The following is a 22,068-nucleotide window of genomic DNA, read 5'->3' as shown; positions in this document are numbered from 1 at the left end:
CCCTGCGAAGGGAAGGAGTCTATTTGTGCGGAAGTGAACTATATAATAATCACTTCTCATAATACCGACGCATTAGGGTCAATACCTGCTTTAGACTACCCATTCTTGGTTCTGCATCAGGTGTAGGCTCAGCATGAAGATCAGTAATGGTCACATCACCAGAAACCTGCAACGTCGTAAGACGGTCATACTCTACCACGCCCATGTTGATATAACTTCCTGCTATAACAAACGGTAACCGCCCTTGCTCTTTTAATAAATCCTGGCCAATGCTGTAATCTTGAGTCGGATTCTGGCAATTGAACACATGCTTAGCTAAAGTAGGAAGAATGTCATAACTCGTGGTTAAATAATCTATTGTGCGTGGTGATTGACCAGGCCAATGAATAAGCAGCGGTACCTGGATTTGCGCCCGAGTAAAATTTCCCGCATGCCCCCAATAATTTTGCTTGTTATCATTAAATTCCTGGCCATGATCGGCAGTAAAAATGACAATACTATTCTCTAAATACCCCTGTTGCTCAATCGTATTGAGTACCTTGGCAATTTCTTCGTCGTCAAAATTCACCGCATTAAGATAGCGATTATAAAAAGGTTTAGGATCCACTTCATTCGTTAAATCAATGCGAGAACATTCATTCGGTGCAGGTTGATAAGGCGCTGGGAAATTTTGTTCACGGCAAAAACCGTGAGGCGCATCATAGAATAAGTACAGAAAAAAAGGCACTTTATGATTCTTTGTAAGCAAAAAATCAATGGCTTTTTGCGTTATATCCCTGTCTTTATCACCGACGTTACCTTTATGCGAACCATTAATATCAAGATTGGTTAATCCTGTAAAAATCGTTTTATCAAAGGGTGGGTTGTACAAAACACTGGACCAAAAGACGTGTGTGGAATACCCATTTTTAATCAGTAATTCCGTAAGAACCGCGGGAACTTTTTGTTTTAACGCAGCTGTCCAATAACTACTTGGTATAGAATAAAAGATGGAAAATAATCCTGGTTGTGTCGAATTTCCGCCACTTAAATGATTTTGAAATTGCCAACTTTTCTTCGCGAATTTCATGACATTAGGCATATACCCTTTTTGTAGGTTATCAAAACGCAGTGAATCAACCATGATTAAAATAATATTATAAGAGTTCATCGGTTTATCACATCGCATTGAATTCAGCGGGTACTTTAACTTGTCATTGGTGAAAATAGGTTGGGCGAAATTACTTTCACTGAAACGAGTTAAAATCATTTTTGCATATTTGCCGGGGATCAAATTGCTAACTATTTGATTGTAAAGAGGTAAATTGGGTATTTGCTGAGTAAAGAGGTTATTATTATTGATAATCGACAAGGTTAAAGTAAAATAACTGAATAAAAAACAACCAGACCACGCCAAGGAAATGGATTTACCTATTTTAAATCGCTCAGCTAAAACAATTTTTTTCCAAACCACCCAGGCAATGCCGACTTCAAATACAAAGACCGTCAAAATTAGCATGGCACAATAAGTGATTTCTTGTGCCGAAAAATCAAAGACCTCGTTCCACTGGGTATGAAAAATTAAGGACAAGATTAAAAAATTAAGATGAAATTTAAACATTAAATAAATGCGAGTATCCACAATCAAGAGTACGATACAAACGGTAGCCAGAAAGACACTTAAAGACCAAATGAGTTTTTTATACGGAAAAAAATAAGCAATTAACAGTAAGAGACAAGCCGGAATAAACACCAAAAGCATCATGTAGCTTAAATAATTGAGTATCGCGAAAAGGACAATGACCGTCTTGCCAACGACCGTATTAAAATCAGCTGCTGTGTTAGCAAATAACGTTTTTGACAGAAAAATGGCTTTCAAGAACTCAAAGCCCAATTCCCAAAATAAAAGCGTATTAGCAAGAAAGAACCAAACTATAAAACGAGTAAGCGCCTCTCTTTTATTCAAATTCATTCACAAGCCCATCTAATATTTAAAAAAATAATAAGTGATCCTTTAGGATCTTGCAAAATAAGATAAGACATTAATCCATGATAATTAGCTCATTATTTTGTTTATGCTTTTGGCTAATTGTAAATTCTCAATGATTTCTCAGTGTTAATACCTACTTAATCATTTTGGTTTAATCTATACACATACTATATAAATTATAATCAACTGTAAGGAGGAGCTATGGATCCTCAAGTAAAAAAAAGATTAATCGCTTTCTATTTAAAGCACAAATTTGGTGAGGCCTATAAAGACTCCTGGTTGGAGAATACAAATTATGCATTACTCGCAGAAGCTATCGAGCGCATCGATGATTGGGGACCTGATTTTTTAAAACTCACTGAAATTGAGCCAACAAAACCCTATTTTAGTGTTTTTACGGCCATCTTGGATGAGGCCCTGCAATTCTCCAACACGATTCCTCCTGCCTGTACGAATTATGACGAACAAAAATTAGATCAACGCATGGATTTGGAAGAAAAAATGCGGGATGAATTAAGAGTGCTTCCCAACACTGATTACACACCTAGAGTCGCTCGTTACCTTACTGAGGAGATGGATGAGGAATTCGATCATTTGAAGCAGGATGCAATTAAAAAATTAATACTCATTGTCCAACAAAAAATGCCCCATCTCAAGCTAGTCACTTATAAAGATTTACGAATAGCCATAGAGAATCACGAGCAACTTCTAAGAAAAGCAAAGGATGATCTTACTCAACAACAACTCACTGCTGAATTAAATTTACTCCACGATCTCAATAAAATTGCTCGATTACGCATCATTGACATTCCAAAGCAAGACGGCACTCCCGCTCTTTTTTGTACACTTTCCGAACAAGCCGGAGGTGTAACAGAAAAATTATCATTACTCAGTTTCGCTGAAGTAAAACAAAAACTAAAAAACATTCAGCAAGCAGGTAACATGGATTTCTCAGAATATAATGCAAACAGAAACGATTTTAAATTATCAACTCAAGCCATCCTTAAGTTACCTAAACACGGTAAAGCAACCGAAGTGCAAAGAGAAGCCATTGCATTAAATCTCTCAAGACTATTAGGGTTTACCACGACCAATTCGAATATGGTCGAATTTGAAGGGAAGGCGGCATTATTTGTGCCTTTTGATCGAATCCAATTGCTGAGTGAATTCGCCAGAGGTGAAGAACAAAAGGTCATCGTTCCAAGTGGGCTTTCATGGGGATCCATTAAAAAAATCGGTGACAAGTACTATCACTATGCGAGCATTATCCCTGTAGGAAGTGAACTGAACCGTGATCAGTTCCTGGAAGACTTTGGTAAGCTAGAAGCATTCAGCTACTTGTGCAATGATCCGGATTTCATAGGAATGCTTGCAGGACAAAACAAAGGCATAAAAGAGGGAAAATCACTTTATGTTTTTGACCAAGTCACCATGGATAAAGACAAATTAGCTATCGACACTCGTTTTAGTTTGATTCCTGTTGGGATTAGTAGGCATTCTCGACATAATCAAGGAAGAAATAGAATGCTTATTGACGACTCCTCTTTCGCTGCTAAAGTCGATAGCTTTGTTCATTTGTTCCAAAATCAGCACAAAATTAATCTCATGCTGGATGAGATTATTGCTACTCACCAAACTAAACTAAAAAAACTCGAAAAATCAATTACCGACCTTAAACAAAAAGGGGGAAAAAAATCGCCAGAATTAGAGCAATTGGAAGCTCAGTTTACTCAATTAAAAACCCTTGAAGTGGATGCCTTAAAAATAAAAACGGCAATAAACAGACGTATTGGTGACACTTTTAAAAACTTTCCTGAACTGAATGGTTCTGCGATGAGCCCAGAACTATTTCTAACTCATCACAATCTTATAAAACAAAGCTTTCTATTAGAAAAATTAGTGAATAATCCAGTACTTTTTACCGATGATGGTAGACCTTACCGCAACCCTTGGACTTATCGCAACACGAATAATATTGTCGCCCTTCGTGAACACGCAGGAACAGTCAGTCTTACTTTTGCAAATTTCGATGCTGAACAACTGGTTTCCATTTTTAGAAAAAATGGGGTCAATCTGTCCACCTGCCATCAATCAGGAAATACGCTTCATATCCCAATGACCGAATTAGCAAAGATCACCGAGCTGAGCTTATTCCCTGCATTGAGGGATTTTAATCCCCACGAAGAGTATGTGAATATCGAAGATTTGCGTCGGATTGCCAAATCTTATCCTGAAGGGTTACAAGAACATGCCATTGCCATAATTGAGCGATACCAATTCGAAATCGTGAAGATTCAGGATCCCATCGAAAAAGCGCATGCAATGAAATACGCACTCGACGCCATTCACCATTTTTGCCATCAAGTGTCCAATAAGGGCTTTTTAAAGCACGTTGAGCTCAATTTGCAAATGGATATACAAAAGCAATTGAGGGAACTTCTTCATCTGGTGCATGGTGATAATGGGCTCGACGCCAAAATAGCCGAAGCGTTTGATGCGGCAGTCAAATTAGATAGAATTAATGATCTTAATCAAGTACTCCTCGCTTTCGCAAAAAATCCTGAAGCAAATAAGAAAACAATAACTGATTATTTAAACCAATGCATTACCCATGGCCTTAAAGCAACTGACTACAACCTTGGCAAATTGGAAAGCAGCCAAATGCACCGGGAATCCCTTATGCTTCTCGAAATAATCAATAAAAAGTCAATGGAAAGTTCAGCAAAAATGATTGATCTTATGGGAGGGAGCACAGTGGAAGCCGATCACAAAGAAGTGGATTTGGAGTTTGACGAAGCGCTTGATGAGACTGAACAGCTTGAAATCCAGGCCTTACAAGAGCTCGCTCAATCCACAAGTGCGACACTCGAAGAAGAAACGGATAAAACCGTTAAGGATAAAACACAAGAAGGGATTATCGTTTCAACCAAATTATAAGCCAACTATAAACCGTTAAATTATCTATTTAATGCAAATTGCTCACAATTTAGTTAAAATAATAAGCCTTTACCTATTGGATAAGGAAAGTGATGGTGAGCAACCTTCTTCTCGAGCTTCGCTTAAAGAATTTTAATGACAATCCAACTCAAGAAAATTTTACATCGGTATTGTCATTAATAAGTAAACTCTCTCTTGCACAACTTTCCTCTTACTGCAAAAATCCCACCATTAGAACGCTTTTGGATTTGCCCGCTTTTGTTCCCTTTTGGCAAAGTAAGTTAGACGCATTCACGATAAAAGGCTCTCCTGAATTTCGCTTCAGAAAATCGGAGAACCTGAGTGAACAAGAGATGGTACTGGGCTTTTATAATTTTAAACAAGCAATGGAAACTCCTGAAAAAAAGGATGATTTTTTAGAGGTTGCTTTATTGTTTCATTCTTTTCATGCACTTAGACAGGTAGTCAACCAATTTTTTATCTTAATAAAGGAAAAACAATTTACCTCCGCTTTCGAAGCGTTACCTCTATTAATAGAAAAAGCTAAATGGCATGGTACCCCGGGTTATTTGCTCATTGCCAATCTTTATCTGAATTTTGCTATCCATTTAAAGTCAGATTTGGACCGTTCTGAAGCAGCCATGCGTTATGTTTTTACTTATTTAGAAATGGCAGCGCTGGCAGAATCAGACTCAGTTAATGCCATTCATAACGCATACTATGGCAAAGGGCTTGTTGCAAGTAATCAATTTAAATTAGCGAAGATTGATGAAATGAAAAAGGCTTGTCGTGATTTATCACGCAAGCCGTCAGAGGATATGATCCGTAGCAGTGTGCATGCAGCACAAATTTCCCCGCTCTTTAAACCTCAGCGGAGCATTATTCCTCAAGATGCATTTTCAGAATTTCACAAAGCAATTTTGGCTGACTCACCTGAGCTTATTCGCGCTCATTTTACAAAAAGTCAATTGGAACAAAAAAACAGCTGGGGGGAAACGCCCTTGCTGTTTGCAACACGGCACGGAAAAATAAACAGCGTACGTTGCTTATTATCACTGGGTGCCAATCCCTGTGCAGTGGCCTCTTCAATGAGCACTCACCCATCAGCCATAACAGAATACCAAGCCTGCGATGCTTTACTGATTGCGCGGTGTCTCGAAAACAAAGGGATAGGTCGGGTGATACTCGACCATACCCCTGAAATAAGCAGTCAAACCGAGGGACAGCTTGCTGAGCAAATCGGAGAAGGTACTCCACAAAGAGTAAAATTTGAGCAATTTTTGCTGAATTTCGACAGCAAAGATTCTCTTGAAGAAATGCACAAACAACTAGACTTAGGGATTACCCCAAACCTTCTCCTTTCTTCCGGAGAAACAGCCTTGTCTCACATGCTGCGAGCAGGTCATGTTGCTGGGGTAGAATTATTAATGAATTTCGGCGCATCGGTCAATCAACACGATGCGAATGGAGAAACTGTTTTATTTTGCCTTCTGAACAATAATCCAACGAAAAAAACACGCGCCCTTCTTGAGACCTATTTTCGACGATTTGTTCACCTAGGAGCCGATATCAATGCCAGAAACGCAAACGGTGAAACTGTACTTATAAAAGCCGTAAAGAATAATGATATCGAAGCGGTCTGCTTTTTACTTCAACAAAAGGGAATTGATATCGATCGGACTGATCATCTAGGCCATGATGCGTCTTTTTATGCGGACAGCAACGCGTGGCTTCTTAAGCTTATTGAAGCTGCCCGAAAACGTGAATCAACCGAAAAACAAACCTCATTGAACTCGAACTATCAATCAGGTAAGGATTGTTTCTTTTCCAACGCAGCAGCTTCTTCGCCACCCCTAAGGGAATTACCTCAAGATCTATTGACAAATAATAGCGTTTTTTAAGCCATTATTGACCTTTAGCAAATCCGTAAGCTGTCAATTCGCTTGATAATGGCTCTCTCCTTACTTGTGCTTACACTTCACGAGAAGCTTCTAACATCCAACGCGATTTTTCATGCTCTTCAATCCGGTCGGCAAGCAAATTTGCCGTACCCTCATCTTTATTTTTTTGTGCAAGAGCGAGTGCTTGGTTTAAGTCTTTCACCAAAGTATCATGATCTTGGGCTAGTTCGGTGACCATTTGATTAGAATTAATGCTAGAGTCCCCGTCTTTAATTCGTTTTAAACTTTCAAATTCTTTAAATGTCGCTGGCACTTTGTGACCAATGGTACGAATGCGTTCAGCTACTAAATCCACCGCATCAGCTAACTGATGATATTGCTCATCAAACAATTGATGCAAGCCTTTGAATTGCGGCCCTTTGACATGCCAATGATAATTCTGGGTTTTCAAATACAATGCGTAAGTATCCGCCATAATAATCGATAATCTTTTTGCTACCTCGCTCATAGTCAACTCCTTATTATTTCTATAATTAACAATAGTTCAAAAAGAAGCTATTTAAAAATCAATTATTTAAATTGCGATAATTGATATAACCTATCATACCTGAATCGCGCCCACTTAAAATCATTCTTTAAATAATAGATAGACTACGAACAAATTTCCTCCTCTTCTTAAAATTTTGCTAGAATCTCTTTTTTATCAATCCATAATGAGGGGCTTAATGGACCAACAGCTGCATACTCTTGCTATAGAAGATCTCTATTCGCTCAATACAGACTGCAAAAAACTCGCTGTTACCTCGTTAGAGTCGGGAAAAGTCATTTACCTTCCCTCTTGCTCTTTTCCTTTACAACCTAAGGAAAAGGATGCCATTTTTTCGGATAAACTACTTGATGGTAAACATAAAAATGTGAGCTTTGATTATCGAACCAAGCGCTTGGGTGGGTTTCATTTAAAGCACGACCATGAAAATTTAGCGGATACGCTTAAATCGTTCATGGCTCGTTATGCCGAGTTTGCGAAACAGCTCATCGATTTTATTTTGCCGCATTATCAGGATCATTTGCACTGGGGCAGGACCAGTTATCGTCCTGCAGAAATAAAAGGACGGACAAGCTCAAAACGTAAGGATGATACTCGTCTTCATGTCGACTCCTTCCCTGCGACACCAGTGAATGGAAAACGTATATTACGTGTTTTTTCTAATATTAACCCTTTCCATGTTCCCCGAGTTTGGCATTTAGGGGAGCCTTTTCCTGAAGTGCTTAAGCGTTTCGCGGCAGATATACCCAACTATAGTCGCACTCACGCTAAATTGTTACAGTTGATCAAAGCAACTAAGACCCTGCGCTCCGCCTATGATCATTATCAGCTTAATTTGCATGACAGTATGAAGCTATGTGATGAATACCAGCAAACAGTGACTAAGCAACGAATTGACTTCCCTGCAAAAAGCACCTGGATTGTATTTACTGATCAGGTTTCACACGCAGCTTTAAGCGGACAGTTTTTGTTGGAACAAACTTTTTATTTACCGGTTGAAGCCATGGCTACTCCCGAGTTGTCTCCACTGAAACAATGGGAAAATGAAAAGGCAGCATTGCTAGTATGATTTTTTCGAGGTAGCTCCTACATTATTCTTTTTTTAGCTGCTGGAGTAATAACTCTGCCGCATGCTGTTCCGCTTTACGACGATTAGGACCGTAACCAACGGTGGGGATTTTGACCCCACTGACTTTACAAATCACATGAAATACTTGATCGTGTTCCTCACCTTCAATTTTGGAGAGACTGTATTCGGGGAGAGGCTTTTTTTTCGCTTGCAAATATTCTTGCAGCTGCGTTTTTGCATCTTTAAGGTTGTTGTGTAAATTTTCATCTTCTAAGCGCGACTGATACAGTTTAAGAATGAGTTTTTGGCTTTCAACAAAACCACCATCCAAAAAAACGGCAGCAATCACCGCTTCAAGCGCATCCGCAAGGATCGAAGCACGACGAAATCCACCACTTTTTAACTCGCCCTGCCCGAGAAACAAATAATCACCCAGCTCAATTTCAGCTGCGATTTGCGCCAACATTTCACCTTTCACTAAAAACGCACGTAATCGGCTTAATTGTCCCTCACTTTGCTCGGGGAATGAGGTAAATAAAGCATGAGCAATGATAAAACTGAGAATAGAGTCGCCCAAAAACTCAAACCGTTCATTGTTCACGCTCCCAGCACTACAATGCGTCAAAGCTTGCTTTAAAAGAGCAAGGTTTTTAAATTCATACCCTATTCGTCTACTGAGACGTTGTAAATCGCCTTGAACCAATGCATGACCTCTAACTTAAAAAACCATTCTGATTAAAAATTATCATCTGTCATCCTGAGTGAAAGCATAGGACCTCCCAACTCTTGACAGAAACTCCACCCAGGAGATCCCTCACTACGTTCGGGACGACAACACCACCGTCATCCTGAACAAAAGCGAAGGACCTCCCAACTCTTGGCAGTAACCCCACCAAGGAGATCCCTCACTACGTTCGGGACGACAAAACAGCTGTCATCCTGAGCAAAGCAAAGGACCTCCCAACTCTTGACAGCATACTTATCAAGGGCTCCCGCTCATCCTCTTTAAGACACAAATGAGCAATCAAAATTATATGCTAATGGATCAGTTTCCCTATTCTTGACCACCGAATGCTATCCGTCTTACCATTCCAACTCATCCAGACAATAAATGCTCTTCCGCGCAAGTATTTATCAGCAGTGAATCCCCAATAGCGACTATCCGCACTATCATCACGATTATCACCCATCATAAAATATTGCCCAGGAGGCACTTCAATTTCAAAATCTTCTGCGGGTGCATCAGGTCGAACATAAATATCATGCATCACACCATTTAAGTCTTCTTTGTATTTTGCAACAGCCTTCCCTGAACTTTCGTCAATAGTATATTCAATAAACGTTTGCTTCATTTCCTTGCCGTTAATGGTAAGTACTTTATTATGGTAACTGATTTTATCCCCAGGAATTCCAATGACCCGTTTAATGTAATCATAACTGGGATCCGGTGGCCAACGAAATACCACTATTTCGCCTGTTTTTGGATTAGAAACCGGAATGATCTTCTTTTCCCAAACAGGAATTCTAAACCCATAAGCAAACTTATTCACAGCAAGGAAATCACCTACTAATAGGGTGGGTTCCAAGGAGCCTGAAGGGATACGGAAAGGTTCGATTAAAAATGATCGCAGTAACAAAACTAAGAAAAACACCGGGAAAAAAGAACGCGAATATTCAATTATTTTTCCAGGTTTTTGCTCAGGCGCACGCTTTTTTGCCCAAAAAAGGACATCAAAAAGGTAAATAATTCCAGTTATCAATGACAGCACAACTAATAACAGAGCGAAATTCATGCTTGATGGTTCCCTATTAATTAAAGAAGTTTATTTTTTTCGATCAGTCTGAAATACTGCCATAAACGCTTCTTGCGGAATTTCCACATGACCAAGCTGTTTCATGCGCTTTTTACCGGCTTTTTGTTTTTCGAGTAGCTTCCGTTTTCGAGTTATATCTCCACCATAACATTTAGCGGTTACATTTTTACGTAACGCCTTTACCGTTTGCCGCGCAATAATGTGATTTCCTATTGCCGCCTGAATGGCCACATCAAACATTTGTCGCGGAATAAGTTCACGCATTTTTTCAACCAACGCTTTGCCTCGATTGTATGCCGCATCTTTATGAACAATCACAGCCAACGCATCGACACGATCTCCATTAATCAAAACATCCATTTTCACCATGTCTGCTTCTTCAAAACGGATAAAGTTATAATCCAAAGACGCATATCCGCGGCTTACCGATTTGAGTTTGTCAAAAAAGTCTGACACCACTTCACTCATGGGCAAATCATAAGTCACCGACACTTGCCGGCCACTGTACATCATATTGACTTGCACCCCACGACGCTCCACGCATAGGGTGATAATTTGCCCTAAATAATCCTGGGGTACTAATATGTTTGCTCGTACAATCGGTTCAAACATCTGCTTGATTTGCTGTGGCGGTGGCAATTGCGAAGGATTGTCGATCATCAAAGTTTCATCTTTGGTCGATACCACCTGATAAACCACCGTAGGAGCTGTTGAGATTAAGTCTAAATTATACTCTCGCTCTAGCCTTTCCTGGACAATTTCCATGTGCAACATACCAAGAAAACCACAGCGGAAACCAAAACCAAGTGCCTCTGAAGATTCTGGTTCATAAAAAAGTGAAGCATCGTTAAGGCTTAATTTTGCCAAGGCTTCGCGAAACCCTTCAAAATCATCCGCACTAATTGGAAATAGTCCTGCATAGACCTGAGGTTTAACCCGTTTAAATCCAGGCAAAGGATTAGGCGCCTGATTTTTTTCGAGCGTGAGTGTATCCCCTACCGGGGCGCCCTGAATTTCTTTGATACCCGCAACCACGTAACCGACTTCACCTGCTTGTAAAACGTCCAGTTTCGTCCGTTTCGGTGTAAAAATACCGACCTGATCAATCTCGTAGGTGCGGCCCGTTGACATCACGCGTAGTTTGTCACCCTTGCGCATCGTTCCATTAGCAATACGAACAAGGGACACCACACCTAAGTAACTATCAAACCAAGAATCAATGATTAGTGCTTGAAGGGGCGCGTCCACATCACCTACAGGAGGAGGGATTTTAGCAACGATGGCCTCCAGAACATCGTCAACCCCCAAACCACTCTTTGCACTCACTCGAATTGCATCATGTGCTTCAAGACCAATAATGTCTTCGATTTCGGCAATCACTCGTTCAGGTTCAGCCTGTGGTAAATCAATTTTATTCAACACAGGCAATATTTCTAGCGACTGATCGATCGCAGTGTAACAAACGGCAACCGTTTGTGCCTCGACCCCTTGGGCCGCATCAACAACAAGAATTGCCCCTTCGCAAGCGGCTAATGAGCGTGAGACTTCATAGCTGAAATCAACATGCCCCGGAGTATCAATAAAATTAAGTAAGTAAGTTTTGCCATCGCGCGCTTTATAATTTAAGGAAACGCTTTGTGCCTTAATCGTGATACCCCGCTCGCGTTCGATGTCCATCGAATCGAGTACCTGTTCAGACATTTCCCTTTCGGTCAATCCACCACAAAGCTGAATAAAACGATCGGCTAAAGTGGACTTACCGTGATCAATATGGGCAATAATAGAAAAATTACGGATTCGGCTTAAATCGCTCACTGAAAAACCTGATAATAAAATTTCGCTATTCTAGCTTAATTATTAACGCGCAGAAAGTAGGCAATTTATAAACTAAACTAAATACTAACGATTGTTTGTAATTAAAAGCGCAAAAGGATCCTCGCTCATCCTCGATGAAGTGCATTGCAAATAAAAAACAGAGATGATTTACTTAATCAGCGGTTCCCGACAATATTTGTAAAAAAATTGCCGTTGTTTTATTTTCTTACTACAATCGGCCTTTTTTGAACTCAGATAAGGATGACCAATGCAACGACTAATCACGCTCTGTCTCAGCTTTCTGTTACTACTCAGCAGTAGTTTTTTAGCGCAAGCCGACACGGCCTTCACTCAGCGGAAAGACGTGCAACGTTTCATTAATCACATGGTCAAAGAGTACAAATTTAACAGAAATGAACTCGTTGCAGTGATGAATAGTGTCCAGTTACAGCCTCAAATTATTGAGTCCATGGAAAAACCTTTTGAGAAAAAAACGTGGGATGTTTACAAGCAACTTTTTCTAACGCCTGAAAGAGTGCAAGCGGGTATGGAGTTTTGGCGCACAAACAGTGAGGCTTTAGCAAAAGCTGAGAAAAAATACGGTGTCCCTGCAAACATTATTGTAGCGATCATTGGAGTTGAAACACTTTATGGAAAACATCAAGGAAATTATCGCGTTTTAGATGCCCTCTCAACTCTCGCCTTCAATTATCCGAAGCGCTCTGCCTTTTTTACCAAAGAGCTAAGCGAATTTCTGCTGCTTTGCCGCGAACATCATGTTCCACCTACCCAATACCTTGGTTCCTACGCTGGAGCCATGGGCAAACCGCAATTCATGCCTTCTAGTTATCGTTATTACGCGGCCAATTTTACTGAAAACGGGAAAATTGATTTGATGAATGACGATAATGCCGTAATTGCAAGCGTTGCTAATTACTTCCACAAACATGGCTGGAAAATGAATCAGGGCATCGCCCAACCTGCTCAAGTTGCAGGTTTGAGTTATAAAAAAATCAATACTAGCTATAAAAAAGCAGTCTATCGTGTTCAACAATTGGAGGCAGCTGGTATTAAACCGTTAACTGCCGCAGCAAATACGCCTTCAAAAGTAGGCTTGATTGAATTGACGACACAAACAGGAATGGAATTTTGGTTGGCTTATCCTAATTTCTATGTGATTACACGCTATAACTCCAGTCCCTTATATGCCATGGCTGTTTACTTGTTGTCACTGCAACTGAAAAATCAATGGGCCATGAATACCGTTGGGAAGAAATACGCTTATGTGTAAGCTTTATGATAAAGCAACGCCTTGTTATCTCGAGCAAAGCACAGTATCTCAAGCCCGACGGGGAGCCTCCTGGCTTATGGCAACGCTCTTGATTCAGAACGAAGACTATTAATGTGACTATTTGCTTTCTTTTTATACAGAGCCTGAGGGACGAAGGGTGCTTGAGTTTAAGATTGAATCAACAAGGACAGCTTGATGCCCCCCTCGCTCATCGTGGCTTTGCTGAAATTAAAGCCCTGCAAAGCAATGCAAAAACTTACCTTATTGCACCTGTAGAGCGATTTAGCCTCCATCAAATCGAATTGCCCAAACTGACCGAGCAAAAAGCACGTGCAGCAATCCCGTTTGCTCTGGAGGATCGATTAGCACAGAACGTAGAGCATCTCCATTTCGCTTTTGATAATAATCATTACCACAATGGAAAATACCTAGTCGCTGTCGGTGATAAACACTACTTAAAAGAACTCATTACTCGTTTCGATCAACACGAGATCCATTTTGATCGATTAACGCTTGACTGGTTTGCACTAAGTCCTCATGAAACAGCGGTTACCGACACAGTCTTGCTTGTTAATGATGAGAGATTCCAGGGCGCATTAAGTGCTGATCTTCGAGCTTTTTATTTAAATGAACGATCAAGTCAACCGCTTTTTCATTGTTTTTCTAACAGTGAGCGCTCTTTACTTGATTCGATGGAAGTTCAAACCATTGACCATCCAGAGTCCTTCTACGAGTGGTTAGCTCTACGCCTGCTTAACCATAAACCTATCAATCTTTGCCAAGGCGAATTACAGCATGGAAGTAGCCAAACAAAAACTAGGCGACTCTATCAAGCTGCTTTGGGAATGAGTTTACTGTGGCTTTTGAGTATCATCGTTGTCAATGGGGCAAAAATATATTCCCTTAATCATGATCTCGCCCGCGTTGATGAAAAAATTGGAGTGATTTATCGAGAGTTTTTTCCTCAAGCACAACAAGTGATTAGTCCGAAATTTCGTATAAGTCAGCTGCTTAAATCGAATCAGACTTCCGATTTAACGTTTTGGACTTTGCTGGATAAATTGACAAAAACGGTTAAGATGAGTTCAGTGATGGTGGAGCAACTTCGTTTTCAAAACCAGACCCTTATCGTTACTTTAGCCACAAAAAATTTTGCAAGTTTGGAGCTTTTTCAGACAGCCTTACAAAATGATAAAGTGAAGGTGAAACAAACTCAGGCCTCTACCTTAGATCGACAAGTAGTGAGTACATGGGAGTTAAATTGGTGATAACCCATTATTGGCATAACTTAAATGAGCGTGAGCGTTGGATGGCTGCGATTGGCTCTGTCTGTCTCGTGGTCTATTTATTTTATCAACTCCTCTATTCTCCTTTGGCAGAGGCAGTTAGAACCAAGACAAAAGAACTCAGTGAAAAACAAGAAACCTTAGCCTGGATGCAACAAATCCGGCAACAACCTAAAAGACAAGCAACGGCACAAGTGATTAGCAATACCAAGCTTCTTGCTTTAATAGGCAACCAATTAAATACAAATTCATTACAAAAATTCATCTATCAACTGCAACAAATCGGTTCAGGCGATATTCAATTATCTTATGATCGGGTCCCCTACAATCCCTTTTTATCGTGGCTATGGTCTTTAAATAAAAACTATGCAATCACGCTGAAACAGTTTTCTGCTGAACGCACAGAGACACCAGGCATTGTCAAATTGGCAATAATTATTACTGCGAAATCCTAGCTAGGTATTTACTGAGCATTCTCTTGGATACTCCCCCAATTTTTAATACCTGCACTTTGCTTTAATTCAGGAGGTAAATTATTTAATGCTTTCTGCGCTTCTTCATAATTGCTATAGCTTCCATAGACGCCTTTATAATAATTTTTACCGCCACGATTGTATTTGACTTCTGCCATGCGATTATTTTTGGGTGCTTTATAGAGTTTTCCAGCCACTTGAGACGCTTTTTCGCTTTCACCCAGTTCAATCGTATAACCATTGGGATTTTGGCTACTTACCCAGTTACGATCCAGATCTTTGTGCGAAGTAGGGGATCGATAGGATCCGGCGTAGTAAGAATCAGGTACTGAAACTTCACGATAAGCCGGAACAAATTCACCATAATTTGCCGTTCCATCATAAGTTTGTGGGTAAAATTGCGTGTTTTGGTACATGTAAGGCTGAGTACTGGTGTATCTTGAATAATAGTTTTGATGATCGCTAAGGCATGCTGTTAACCCACTGGCACAAAAGCAAACGACGAGGATTCTTACTTTTTTCATCTGGCACTCCCTTTATTTTTATTCTTTTTGGGATATACGATTAACAAGCATAAATGATTCCAATTTGAAACTATTTTTTGCGGTAATAGATTAGTTGTCCCCCTTTACTCCCCAGTTGTTTCAAATCCAGTTATCGCATACAGTATGGAATTTTGATTTTATTGATTAACTATGTGGACACATCGACGCTCAGGGCAAACTCACCGCCGGGGAAATCAAGATCATCGTGACCCTTATGAAAGGGATCGAACACGAGTTATCCATTGCCCTGCGTTTCGTCGCCTTCAACGAAAAACGCAAATTCTCGGCACAGACGAAGGCGATTTTCATCGAACTCGCTTAACTCACTCCCTCGAAGTCGCATCCATTGGCTGTAGTATTGTACGTAGTCTTGCCATCAACCATCCCCAATCCGTGCTTGAAGGGCTATTGCCCAGCGAAGATTTAATTAACGTCATTTGCTTATTGCACGATATTGGCCATCCCCCCTTTGGGCATGGTGGCGAAGTGGCGCTTAATTACATGATGCGTGAACATGGGGGATTTGAAGGAAATGGGCAAACATTGCGCCTGCTAACCAAAGTGGAAAACAGCTATGGTATTTACGGGCTCGATCTTACCCGTAGAGCTTTATTAGGCATTCTCAAATACCCTGTCAATCGCTCTAAAGTAGTCGCTCCCGAATTACCTAAAACAACTGAATCACCGCAAAGAACCATCCGCGTTAATGATTGGTTACCGCCGAAAGCGTACTTTGATTGTGAACAAGCCGAAATTGACTGGCTCTTGTCGCCCCTCATTGAGAATGACAGAACCCTATTTCAAACGCTCTCACAACAGCCACAACACAATAAGCATGGTAAAGCAGCCTACTACAGCTTTGATTGCTCGATTATGAATACAGCAGATGATATCGCTTATGGGGTTCACGATTTGGAAGATGCGATTCATCTACGCTTGATTAATCGCTCTCATTTAGAAACCCAAGTATTTCGCAGCCTTTTGGACGAAACTCCTTTAGCACAACATCAAAGTCAGTTACTTAATGCGCTATTTAGTCCGGAATTACACCAGAGAAAGCAAGCAATCGGGGAAATGGTGAATTATTTTATTACAGCAACCCATATTTCGGTGACCCATGAAGCGTTTGAAAATCCCTTATTGAAACACAACATTAAACTCTTACCTGAGGCTGCTGCGTTACTTAACTACTTGAAACAATGCATTTATCAATATGTGATTGATTCTCAAGAAGCGCGTACTTTTGAATACGGAGGCCAAACGGTTGTTTTACGCCTTTTTGAGGCAATTAGCTCCAATCCAAACAGTTTATTAGATAATAAAAATCGCGATTTGTACAAGGGAGCTCATGATGAAGAAGCCGCATTTCGAGTCATCTGCGATTATATTGCCAATATGACAGATGAGTATGCGTATCGTATGCATGAACGATTATTTGGATTTAATACGCGAACTATTTTTGAAAGGCTGTAAACTCAGGTGCTCCGGCACTCGAGTAACAATAAATAATTCACCTTGCGCCTGGCTAATGGCGTCCCCAAGGGGATTCGAACCCCTGTTACCGCCGTGAAAGGGCGATGTCCTAGGCCTCTAGACGATGGGGACCTAGATTTGAACATGATGTTGGAAGGATCAATAATAGCTTACTGCATTCCTCGTAACCACATCCCGCCGCTTAGTGCGGGATATCGAGGAAAGCTTGTTACGCCAATCTTGATATCCTGTCAAATCAAAATGGCGTCCCCAAGGGGATTCGAACCCCTGTTACCGCCGTGAAAGGGCGATGTCCTAGGCCTCTAGACGATGGGGACCTAAAAAATTTCCCCATCAACAACCGAAGTTGATGATGGTGGAGCTAGGCGGGATCGAACCGCCGACCTCTTGCATGCCATGCAAGCGCTCTCCCAGCTGAGCTATAGCCCCGAAAAGAGAATCGCAGTTTAATGAGGCACCTCGTAGCTGTCAAGCAATTTTAATAAATTATTAGCGCCAAGCTGACTTATTTTATTCAAAATGACAGAAGTTTCGTTTTCATTTTTAAATCGTACTGAAGTCCTAGGGTAAAAAATAACACCTTGATACAGAACAAAAAATGACCATTCGCGTGTAAATTTATTGCTTTTATCGCTTCTTGTAAAAACCCCTGCTACACTAAATTTATGTACCCTAACCGATAAAGGATTATCGATGCGTAAACTATCTCTTTTATGGCTATTGTTACTGGCTTGCAATAGTTTTGCTCAAACACGAGAAATCGCTTTAACCATCGACGACTTACCTCTTGTTGCTTCTAAAATGGATACCCCAGGGAATCAGCAAAGAGCAACTGAGCGTTTTAATAAAATCATTGAAGCCCTTACACAGAATCATGTTCCTGCGACAGGTTTTGTCATTGCAGGCGCTATTGCTAAAGGACAATGGGTTTTTCTTGAACAGTTTCGTAACGCCGGCTTCGAATTAGGTAACCACACCTACTCTCATTATAATTTGAACCAAATGAATGCGGATAAATACATAGCGGACGTCGCTCGAGCGGATAAAATTCTATCTCCTTTAATGACCGAACCTAAATATTTCCGTTATCCCTATCTCGCTGAAGGCAATAAAGTATCGAAACCTAAAGTCCTCAATTATTTGACAGAAAATCATTATGTCATCGCGCCAGTTACCATCGACAGTAAAGATTTTCGTTTTAATGAACAGCTTTATAAAGTGCCTTATCGATCAAGAGAGGCGTATATCAACAAGCTAAAAACGCGTTACCTTGAATACATCTGGAGTCAAACGCTTAAAGCCGAGCAACGCGCGAAGGATCAACCAGTCAAACAAATTTTACTCATCCATGCAAATTTATTAAACAGCTATGTTTTAGGAGATATTATTCAGATGTACAAACAACATGGCTACACATTTATCACTTTAACCGAAGCACTTAAAAATCCTGCACCTGCCTTGACAGTTCCGGCATCCGAGAACACCATTGAAAAAGGAGCTGATGAAAATACCAGCGGCGGAGGCACAGATGATGTGTTGGGAATAGGTGGGCAACTTTTATTTCATTGATATCTTTTGCAATCTTAGCCCGAATTAGTGCTCCTATCATCGAGCTCTTCGTATACCTACATCCCGCGACTTGCCCGCGGGATGTAGGTATTTCTCATTAAGAGAATTACATTATTTATAACTTACTGCACTGGGACCAAGAATTTGCTGACATTGAGTTCGTGTTAGATACACAAAGCCCTGTCCTTTACACGCATTCATTCCTTTGCAAGAATTATTCGCTGTTTTACAGCTGCTAAAGCCTCTGCAACCATTCACAGTTAAACATTTCACCATACCGCAATGGGCTGAAGCAACAGTAGGAACGGCAGAAAATAAGGCCGCTGCACCAATAGCTAAAGCTGCACCTGTCAATTTCATCTTATCCATCATCAATTCCTTTTAAAGTTAATTGGAGGTTGAACAATACAGCTAGATAGAGTTGCAATAAATGCAGAATAAATCTTATTGCACAACAGAGTTTAGTTTCAGAAAATAAAAAATGTCAAGTTTTTAAACAAAATGTAAATATTATTATACTTTGCTTTAATTATTCTAAGCCTTGATCATTTATTGTTTTGAGTGGGAGCCAACGAGGCGAAAACTCTCGCTAGATCTTCAGTGAAATGATTCAGATTCGCATTCATACTGGCAACTAAGGTTTCAATATTCACCTGATTTACCTTTTGATGATAATAAAGCTCACCCCTTCTTTGGAGCTGATTACCCGAGTAAATGAGGTATTCAGCGCGAAGAATACTATTTCCAGTAATGTCGACTTCAAATTGCGAAATATCAATTTGTAGCTGGTAATCAGGTCTCGATTTATAATCCCAAGGCGCACTCACTACCGTTGCTCCCGGTAACAAAGTGACAAGATTCGCTTCGATGACTCGCTTTGTGTTCTTATCTAAGTTTTCCACCCAACGATGATACTCTTCCAATTTAACTTCATGAGAAGTGTAATGAATAATAAACTCAGGTTTTGACATATAAGCAGGCGTCTGGATTTGATTAATCCCTATTCGCAAATTCAGGTTATTTTTCACCGGTTTTTGCTTAGGCGAAATGGGGTTAAGCATATAAAATTGTGAATCGGGACTACGTCCACAAGAGATGAGCATAAAACTCATTAATATAATCGCGCCTACTGTGCTACCTCTCACTTTCTCCCCCGCAATAATGATTCAGGATATCGTAATAAATAATCGGTTAAATTCTGAGTTGCATTTGCAGCAGCAGACACATCTTTCATGCTCTGGTTAAAAGTATTAAATGTGGGCAGAACAACTTCATCTAAATTCGTGGCTAAAGTTGAGAATTGGTTTAAGCTTTTATCAACCTGTTTTAAACTTTCACCAAAGGCGATAAATATCGGTGGCATCAAGTGATCTAAGTTACCCGCTAAAGCAGAAACCTCTCGCAAACTATGGTTAAAATTGGTAAAAGTAGGCGGTATTAGCTCATGCAAATGAGTAACCAAACGGTCCATACTAAGCGCCATATTTTTCGTTGCATCGAATGCATCATTGACCTTTGCGGAGTGAACAAAATCACTAATGTCTTCAAATGCTTTTTTAGCCGCTCTAAACGCCTCGTCTAGGCTGGTATACTCTCGAGGTTCATTATTCGTTGGAAAAATAGGATAACCACGAAATTCCGCTTTCATATAAGATTGTGGTAGAGTAGTTTCTTCAATATCAATTGAGGCGACTCCCGTTAAATAATTAGGCTTTGTTATTTTAGCGACATAGCCCTTACTAATTAATAATTGGATAGGGCTTTGATTCCCCACGAATGTTCTTTCAACAAAAAACTGCACATAAACGGGGATTTTAATTTTATTTCCAGCCTCATTTTCTGTGACTTCAATGCGCTTAACTTCCCCTATTTTTACTCCTCGATACGTCACATCTGAAGCCACATTGAGCCCGGCCAAGGAACCTCTGAAAAACATAACATACGTTTCAACTTTTTCACGAATGTATTCGTCATAAGCATAGAGTCCGATGATGATTGTCAAACTGATTGCCCCACCCACAAACAGCCCAACTAATGTATATAGTCGTTCTTGACGCATATCTATCCTTTAATAGGCAATTAATTTGAGGTAAATACTACTTATTACTAGCCATAAAAAACTGCGAGTAATAATTCGCGATATTGCCTTCCTTAATAGAGAATGTCTTGTTGCTACTTGGTAATAGTAATAGCCTACGATCAGACTTACTATAGTGCAATATAATGTCATCTTAAATATAGAATAAATGAGCCCTGAGCTTGTTACCGTGTGGGTTAAATGAAACATGTATTCATAAATATCAGTGTATAAAAGAAAACGGAAACAAAAATAGATACTGATAAAAACGACACTTATTGAGTACAGATACAAAATAAGAGCACTGAAATTAACGCCTAACATGATCGGAATAATATAGTGAACAATTACTTCATCTGGTGATAAATTCAATTTTTTAATACGTGCAGTAATTAAATTTAAAGCAGTCTGCAGAGATAACATCAACCCAATGAGGAAAGGCAGAAAATCGTAAAATAATATTTTTTGCGAGATCAATAATACTTGGTGCTGCAAATTGAAGGGACTCAAGATGTTATAAATATTCAGTACAATTGATACACCCAGAAGTGAGCTAATCATCGACAATGGTAGTAAAAGCCTTACCCCAGAACGGTAAATCGTGTATAACAATCCATGCCATGAAAGAGGCAACTTGCCAGTTAGAAGATCCACAAAGTTCAAACACAAGTGCCCGAAAAAATGAAAAAAGATGATGATTGAACCTAATACAGGTGCCCCATAGTAACGTAGTCGTTCTGGTAAGTGCATCCGTTTATCCTTTTAAAGGTACAACTCGCTTCATACACTATTCTTTAATAATACGAAAATTGCAAGGATTTAAGAATAGCAATGTTTTAGATCTGAGATGAAGAGGAGAAATGGGGGATGAAGGCATCTAACATTCGGATACCTTCATTTAAAATCGATTAAGCGTCTACTGCTTCAGAGCGCTTTTTAGCTGCTTTTTTATGCTGCTTCCAATCACGATCTTTTGCAAAAATGAAGCTTGCTGCTTCTTCGATGAAAAAACCGATATCATCGATATTTGCCCAAGCGCAATACTCAGAAATCTTTTCAAAGGTTTCGCTACTTATTTCAGCTTTGATTTTTTCTTTCTTATGTACACGAGTTCCATTGATAATTGGCATATATGACCTCAAATGTTATTTTAAGCGGGATCAATCTTAACAAATAAAATTCATATTGCAAAGTCGGCACAACTCCTAAAAAACTTAGTCAGGAAACCTATTCATTTTTATATGAACATAAAAAACCAACTTATTTTGAGCGTAACCCTAA

At 39.9% G+C, this 22,068-nt stretch carries 19 protein-coding genes and 3 tRNA genes; 8 read left to right on the top strand and 14 right to left on the bottom strand.

The window, feature by feature from the left end:
* Positions 1-49: 49 nt before the first annotated feature.
* The gene (locus B5D33_RS00735; protein ID WP_058452407.1) at positions 50-1,951 is read right to left on the bottom strand and encodes a DUF3413 domain-containing protein; all 1,902 of its coding nucleotides are present in this window, start codon (positions 1,949-1,951) and stop codon (positions 50-52) included.
* Positions 1,952-2,170: 219 nt separating this feature from the next.
* Here B5D33_RS00735 and B5D33_RS00730 point away from each other — a divergent pair, with 219 nt between their 5' ends.
* Together B5D33_RS00730 and B5D33_RS00725 are read left to right on the top strand one after the other, a co-directional pair.
* Positions 2,171-4,906 (top strand): hypothetical protein, encoded by a 2,736-nt coding sequence (locus tag B5D33_RS00730; RefSeq protein ID WP_058452406.1) that lies wholly within the window; start codon positions 2,171-2,173, stop codon positions 4,904-4,906.
* Between the two features lie 92 nt (positions 4,907-4,998).
* Positions 4,999-6,807, top strand: coding sequence for a DUF5630 domain-containing protein (locus B5D33_RS00725; RefSeq protein WP_058452405.1), 1,809 nt, complete (start codon positions 4,999-5,001; stop codon positions 6,805-6,807).
* A 70-nt stretch (positions 6,808-6,877) separates the two neighbouring features.
* Here the strand turns inward: B5D33_RS00725 and B5D33_RS00720 are convergent, their stop codons facing one another.
* On the bottom strand, positions 6,878-7,315 hold the full coding sequence (locus B5D33_RS00720) for a Dps family protein (protein WP_058452404.1): 438 nt from the start codon (positions 7,313-7,315) through the stop codon (positions 6,878-6,880).
* A 217-nt stretch (positions 7,316-7,532) separates the two neighbouring features.
* On the opposite strand from B5D33_RS00720, the gene B5D33_RS00715 reads away from it, so the two are divergent.
* Positions 7,533-8,423 (top strand): Kdo hydroxylase KdoO, encoded by an 891-nt coding sequence (locus tag B5D33_RS00715; RefSeq protein WP_058452403.1) that lies wholly within the window; start codon positions 7,533-7,535, stop codon positions 8,421-8,423.
* A 22-nt stretch (positions 8,424-8,445) separates the two neighbouring features.
* On the opposite strand, the gene rnc is transcribed toward B5D33_RS00715, so the two are convergent.
* The 3 genes from rnc to lepA all read right to left on the bottom strand — a co-directional run bounded on the left by rnc (position 8,446) and on the right by lepA (position 12,073).
* Positions 8,446-9,126, bottom strand: coding sequence for a ribonuclease III (rnc, locus tag B5D33_RS00710; RefSeq protein WP_058452402.1), 681 nt, complete (start codon positions 9,124-9,126; stop codon positions 8,446-8,448).
* 334 nt (positions 9,127-9,460) lie between these two features.
* Positions 9,461-10,216, bottom strand: coding sequence for a signal peptidase I (lepB, locus tag B5D33_RS00705; protein WP_058452401.1), 756 nt, complete (start codon positions 10,214-10,216; stop codon positions 9,461-9,463).
* Positions 10,217-10,246: 30 nt separating this feature from the next.
* Positions 10,247-12,073: a translation elongation factor 4 gene (lepA, locus tag B5D33_RS00700; protein WP_411550290.1), complete on the bottom strand. Its 1,827-nt coding sequence runs from the start codon at positions 12,071-12,073 to the stop codon at positions 10,247-10,249.
* A 247-nt stretch (positions 12,074-12,320) separates the two neighbouring features.
* Here lepA and mltB point away from each other — a divergent pair, with 247 nt between their 5' ends.
* The 3 genes from mltB to gspM all read left to right on the top strand — a co-directional run bounded on the left by mltB (position 12,321) and on the right by gspM (position 15,084).
* On the top strand, positions 12,321-13,343 hold the full coding sequence (gene mltB / locus B5D33_RS00695; protein ID WP_058452399.1) for a lytic murein transglycosylase B: 1,023 nt from the start codon (positions 12,321-12,323) through the stop codon (positions 13,341-13,343).
* A gap of 113 nt (positions 13,344-13,456) precedes the next feature.
* Positions 13,457-14,611: a type II secretion system protein GspL gene (gene gspL / locus B5D33_RS00690; protein WP_065240008.1), complete on the top strand. Its 1,155-nt coding sequence runs from the start codon at positions 13,457-13,459 to the stop codon at positions 14,609-14,611.
* A complete protein-coding gene (gspM, locus tag B5D33_RS00685; protein WP_058452397.1) occupies positions 14,593-15,084 on the top strand; it encodes a type II secretion system protein GspM in 492 nt (163 codons plus the stop codon). The genes gspL and gspM overlap by 19 nt, the downstream gene beginning before the upstream one ends.
* Before the next feature lie 8 nt (positions 15,085-15,092).
* Here the strand turns inward: gspM and B5D33_RS00680 are convergent, their stop codons facing one another.
* A complete protein-coding gene (locus tag B5D33_RS00680; protein WP_058452396.1) occupies positions 15,093-15,626 on the bottom strand; it encodes an SPOR domain-containing protein in 534 nt (177 codons plus the stop codon).
* 171 nt (positions 15,627-15,797) lie between these two features.
* On the opposite strand from B5D33_RS00680, the gene B5D33_RS00675 reads away from it, so the two are divergent.
* The gene (locus tag B5D33_RS00675) at positions 15,798-17,120 is read left to right on the top strand and encodes an anti-phage deoxyguanosine triphosphatase (protein ID WP_058452395.1); all 1,323 of its coding nucleotides are present in this window, start codon (positions 15,798-15,800) and stop codon (positions 17,118-17,120) included.
* Positions 17,121-17,176: 56 nt separating this feature from the next.
* Here the strand turns inward: B5D33_RS00675 and B5D33_RS00670 are convergent.
* From B5D33_RS00670 to B5D33_RS00660, 3 genes are all read right to left on the bottom strand, one after another.
* A tRNA-Glu gene (locus B5D33_RS00670) sits at positions 17,177-17,252 on the bottom strand.
* A gap of 130 nt (positions 17,253-17,382) precedes the next feature.
* Positions 17,383-17,458: transfer RNA gene (locus B5D33_RS00665), tRNA-Glu, on the bottom strand.
* 36 nt (positions 17,459-17,494) lie between these two features.
* Positions 17,495-17,570: transfer RNA gene (locus B5D33_RS00660), tRNA-Ala, on the bottom strand.
* Positions 17,571-17,834: 264 nt separating this feature from the next.
* On the opposite strand from B5D33_RS00660, the gene B5D33_RS00655 reads away from it, so the two are divergent.
* Positions 17,835-18,710: a polysaccharide deacetylase family protein gene (locus B5D33_RS00655; RefSeq protein WP_078767277.1), complete on the top strand. Its 876-nt coding sequence runs from the start codon at positions 17,835-17,837 to the stop codon at positions 18,708-18,710.
* Between the two features lie 111 nt (positions 18,711-18,821).
* Here the strand turns inward: B5D33_RS00655 and bufA2 are convergent, their stop codons facing one another.
* The 5 genes from bufA2 to B5D33_RS00630 form a co-directional block, all read right to left on the bottom strand.
* Complete coding sequence (bufA2, locus tag B5D33_RS00650) at positions 18,822-19,082, bottom strand: BufA2 family periplasmic bufferin-type metallophore (protein WP_234802415.1); 261 nt, start codon at positions 19,080-19,082, stop codon at positions 18,822-18,824.
* 173 nt (positions 19,083-19,255) lie between these two features.
* Positions 19,256-19,855 carry a PqiC family protein gene (locus tag B5D33_RS00645; protein ID WP_133140962.1) on the bottom strand — a complete coding sequence of 200 codons (600 nt, stop codon included), beginning with the start codon at positions 19,853-19,855 and terminating at the stop codon, positions 19,256-19,258.
* Positions 19,852-20,769 (bottom strand): MlaD family protein, encoded by a 918-nt coding sequence (locus B5D33_RS00640; protein WP_058452393.1) that lies wholly within the window; start codon positions 20,767-20,769, stop codon positions 19,852-19,854. The genes B5D33_RS00645 and B5D33_RS00640 overlap by 4 nt, the downstream gene beginning before the upstream one ends.
* Positions 20,770-20,778: 9 nt before the next feature.
* Entirely contained in the window at positions 20,779-21,537 is a 759-nt protein-coding gene (locus B5D33_RS17015; protein ID WP_065240006.1) for an ABC transporter permease, read from the bottom strand.
* Between the two features lie 158 nt (positions 21,538-21,695).
* On the bottom strand, positions 21,696-21,917 hold the full coding sequence (locus B5D33_RS00630; RefSeq protein ID WP_058452392.1) for a hypothetical protein: 222 nt from the start codon (positions 21,915-21,917) through the stop codon (positions 21,696-21,698).
* Between the last annotated feature and the right edge of the window lie 151 nt (positions 21,918-22,068).

The sequence above is a fragment of the Legionella maceachernii genome, from assembly GCF_900167045.1.
In the GTDB taxonomy this organism is placed as follows: Bacteria; Pseudomonadota; Gammaproteobacteria; order Legionellales; family Legionellaceae; genus Tatlockia; species Tatlockia maceachernii.
Note: the sequence above shows the minus strand (reverse complement) of the source record. Positions and strands in the feature narration are given on the sequence as shown.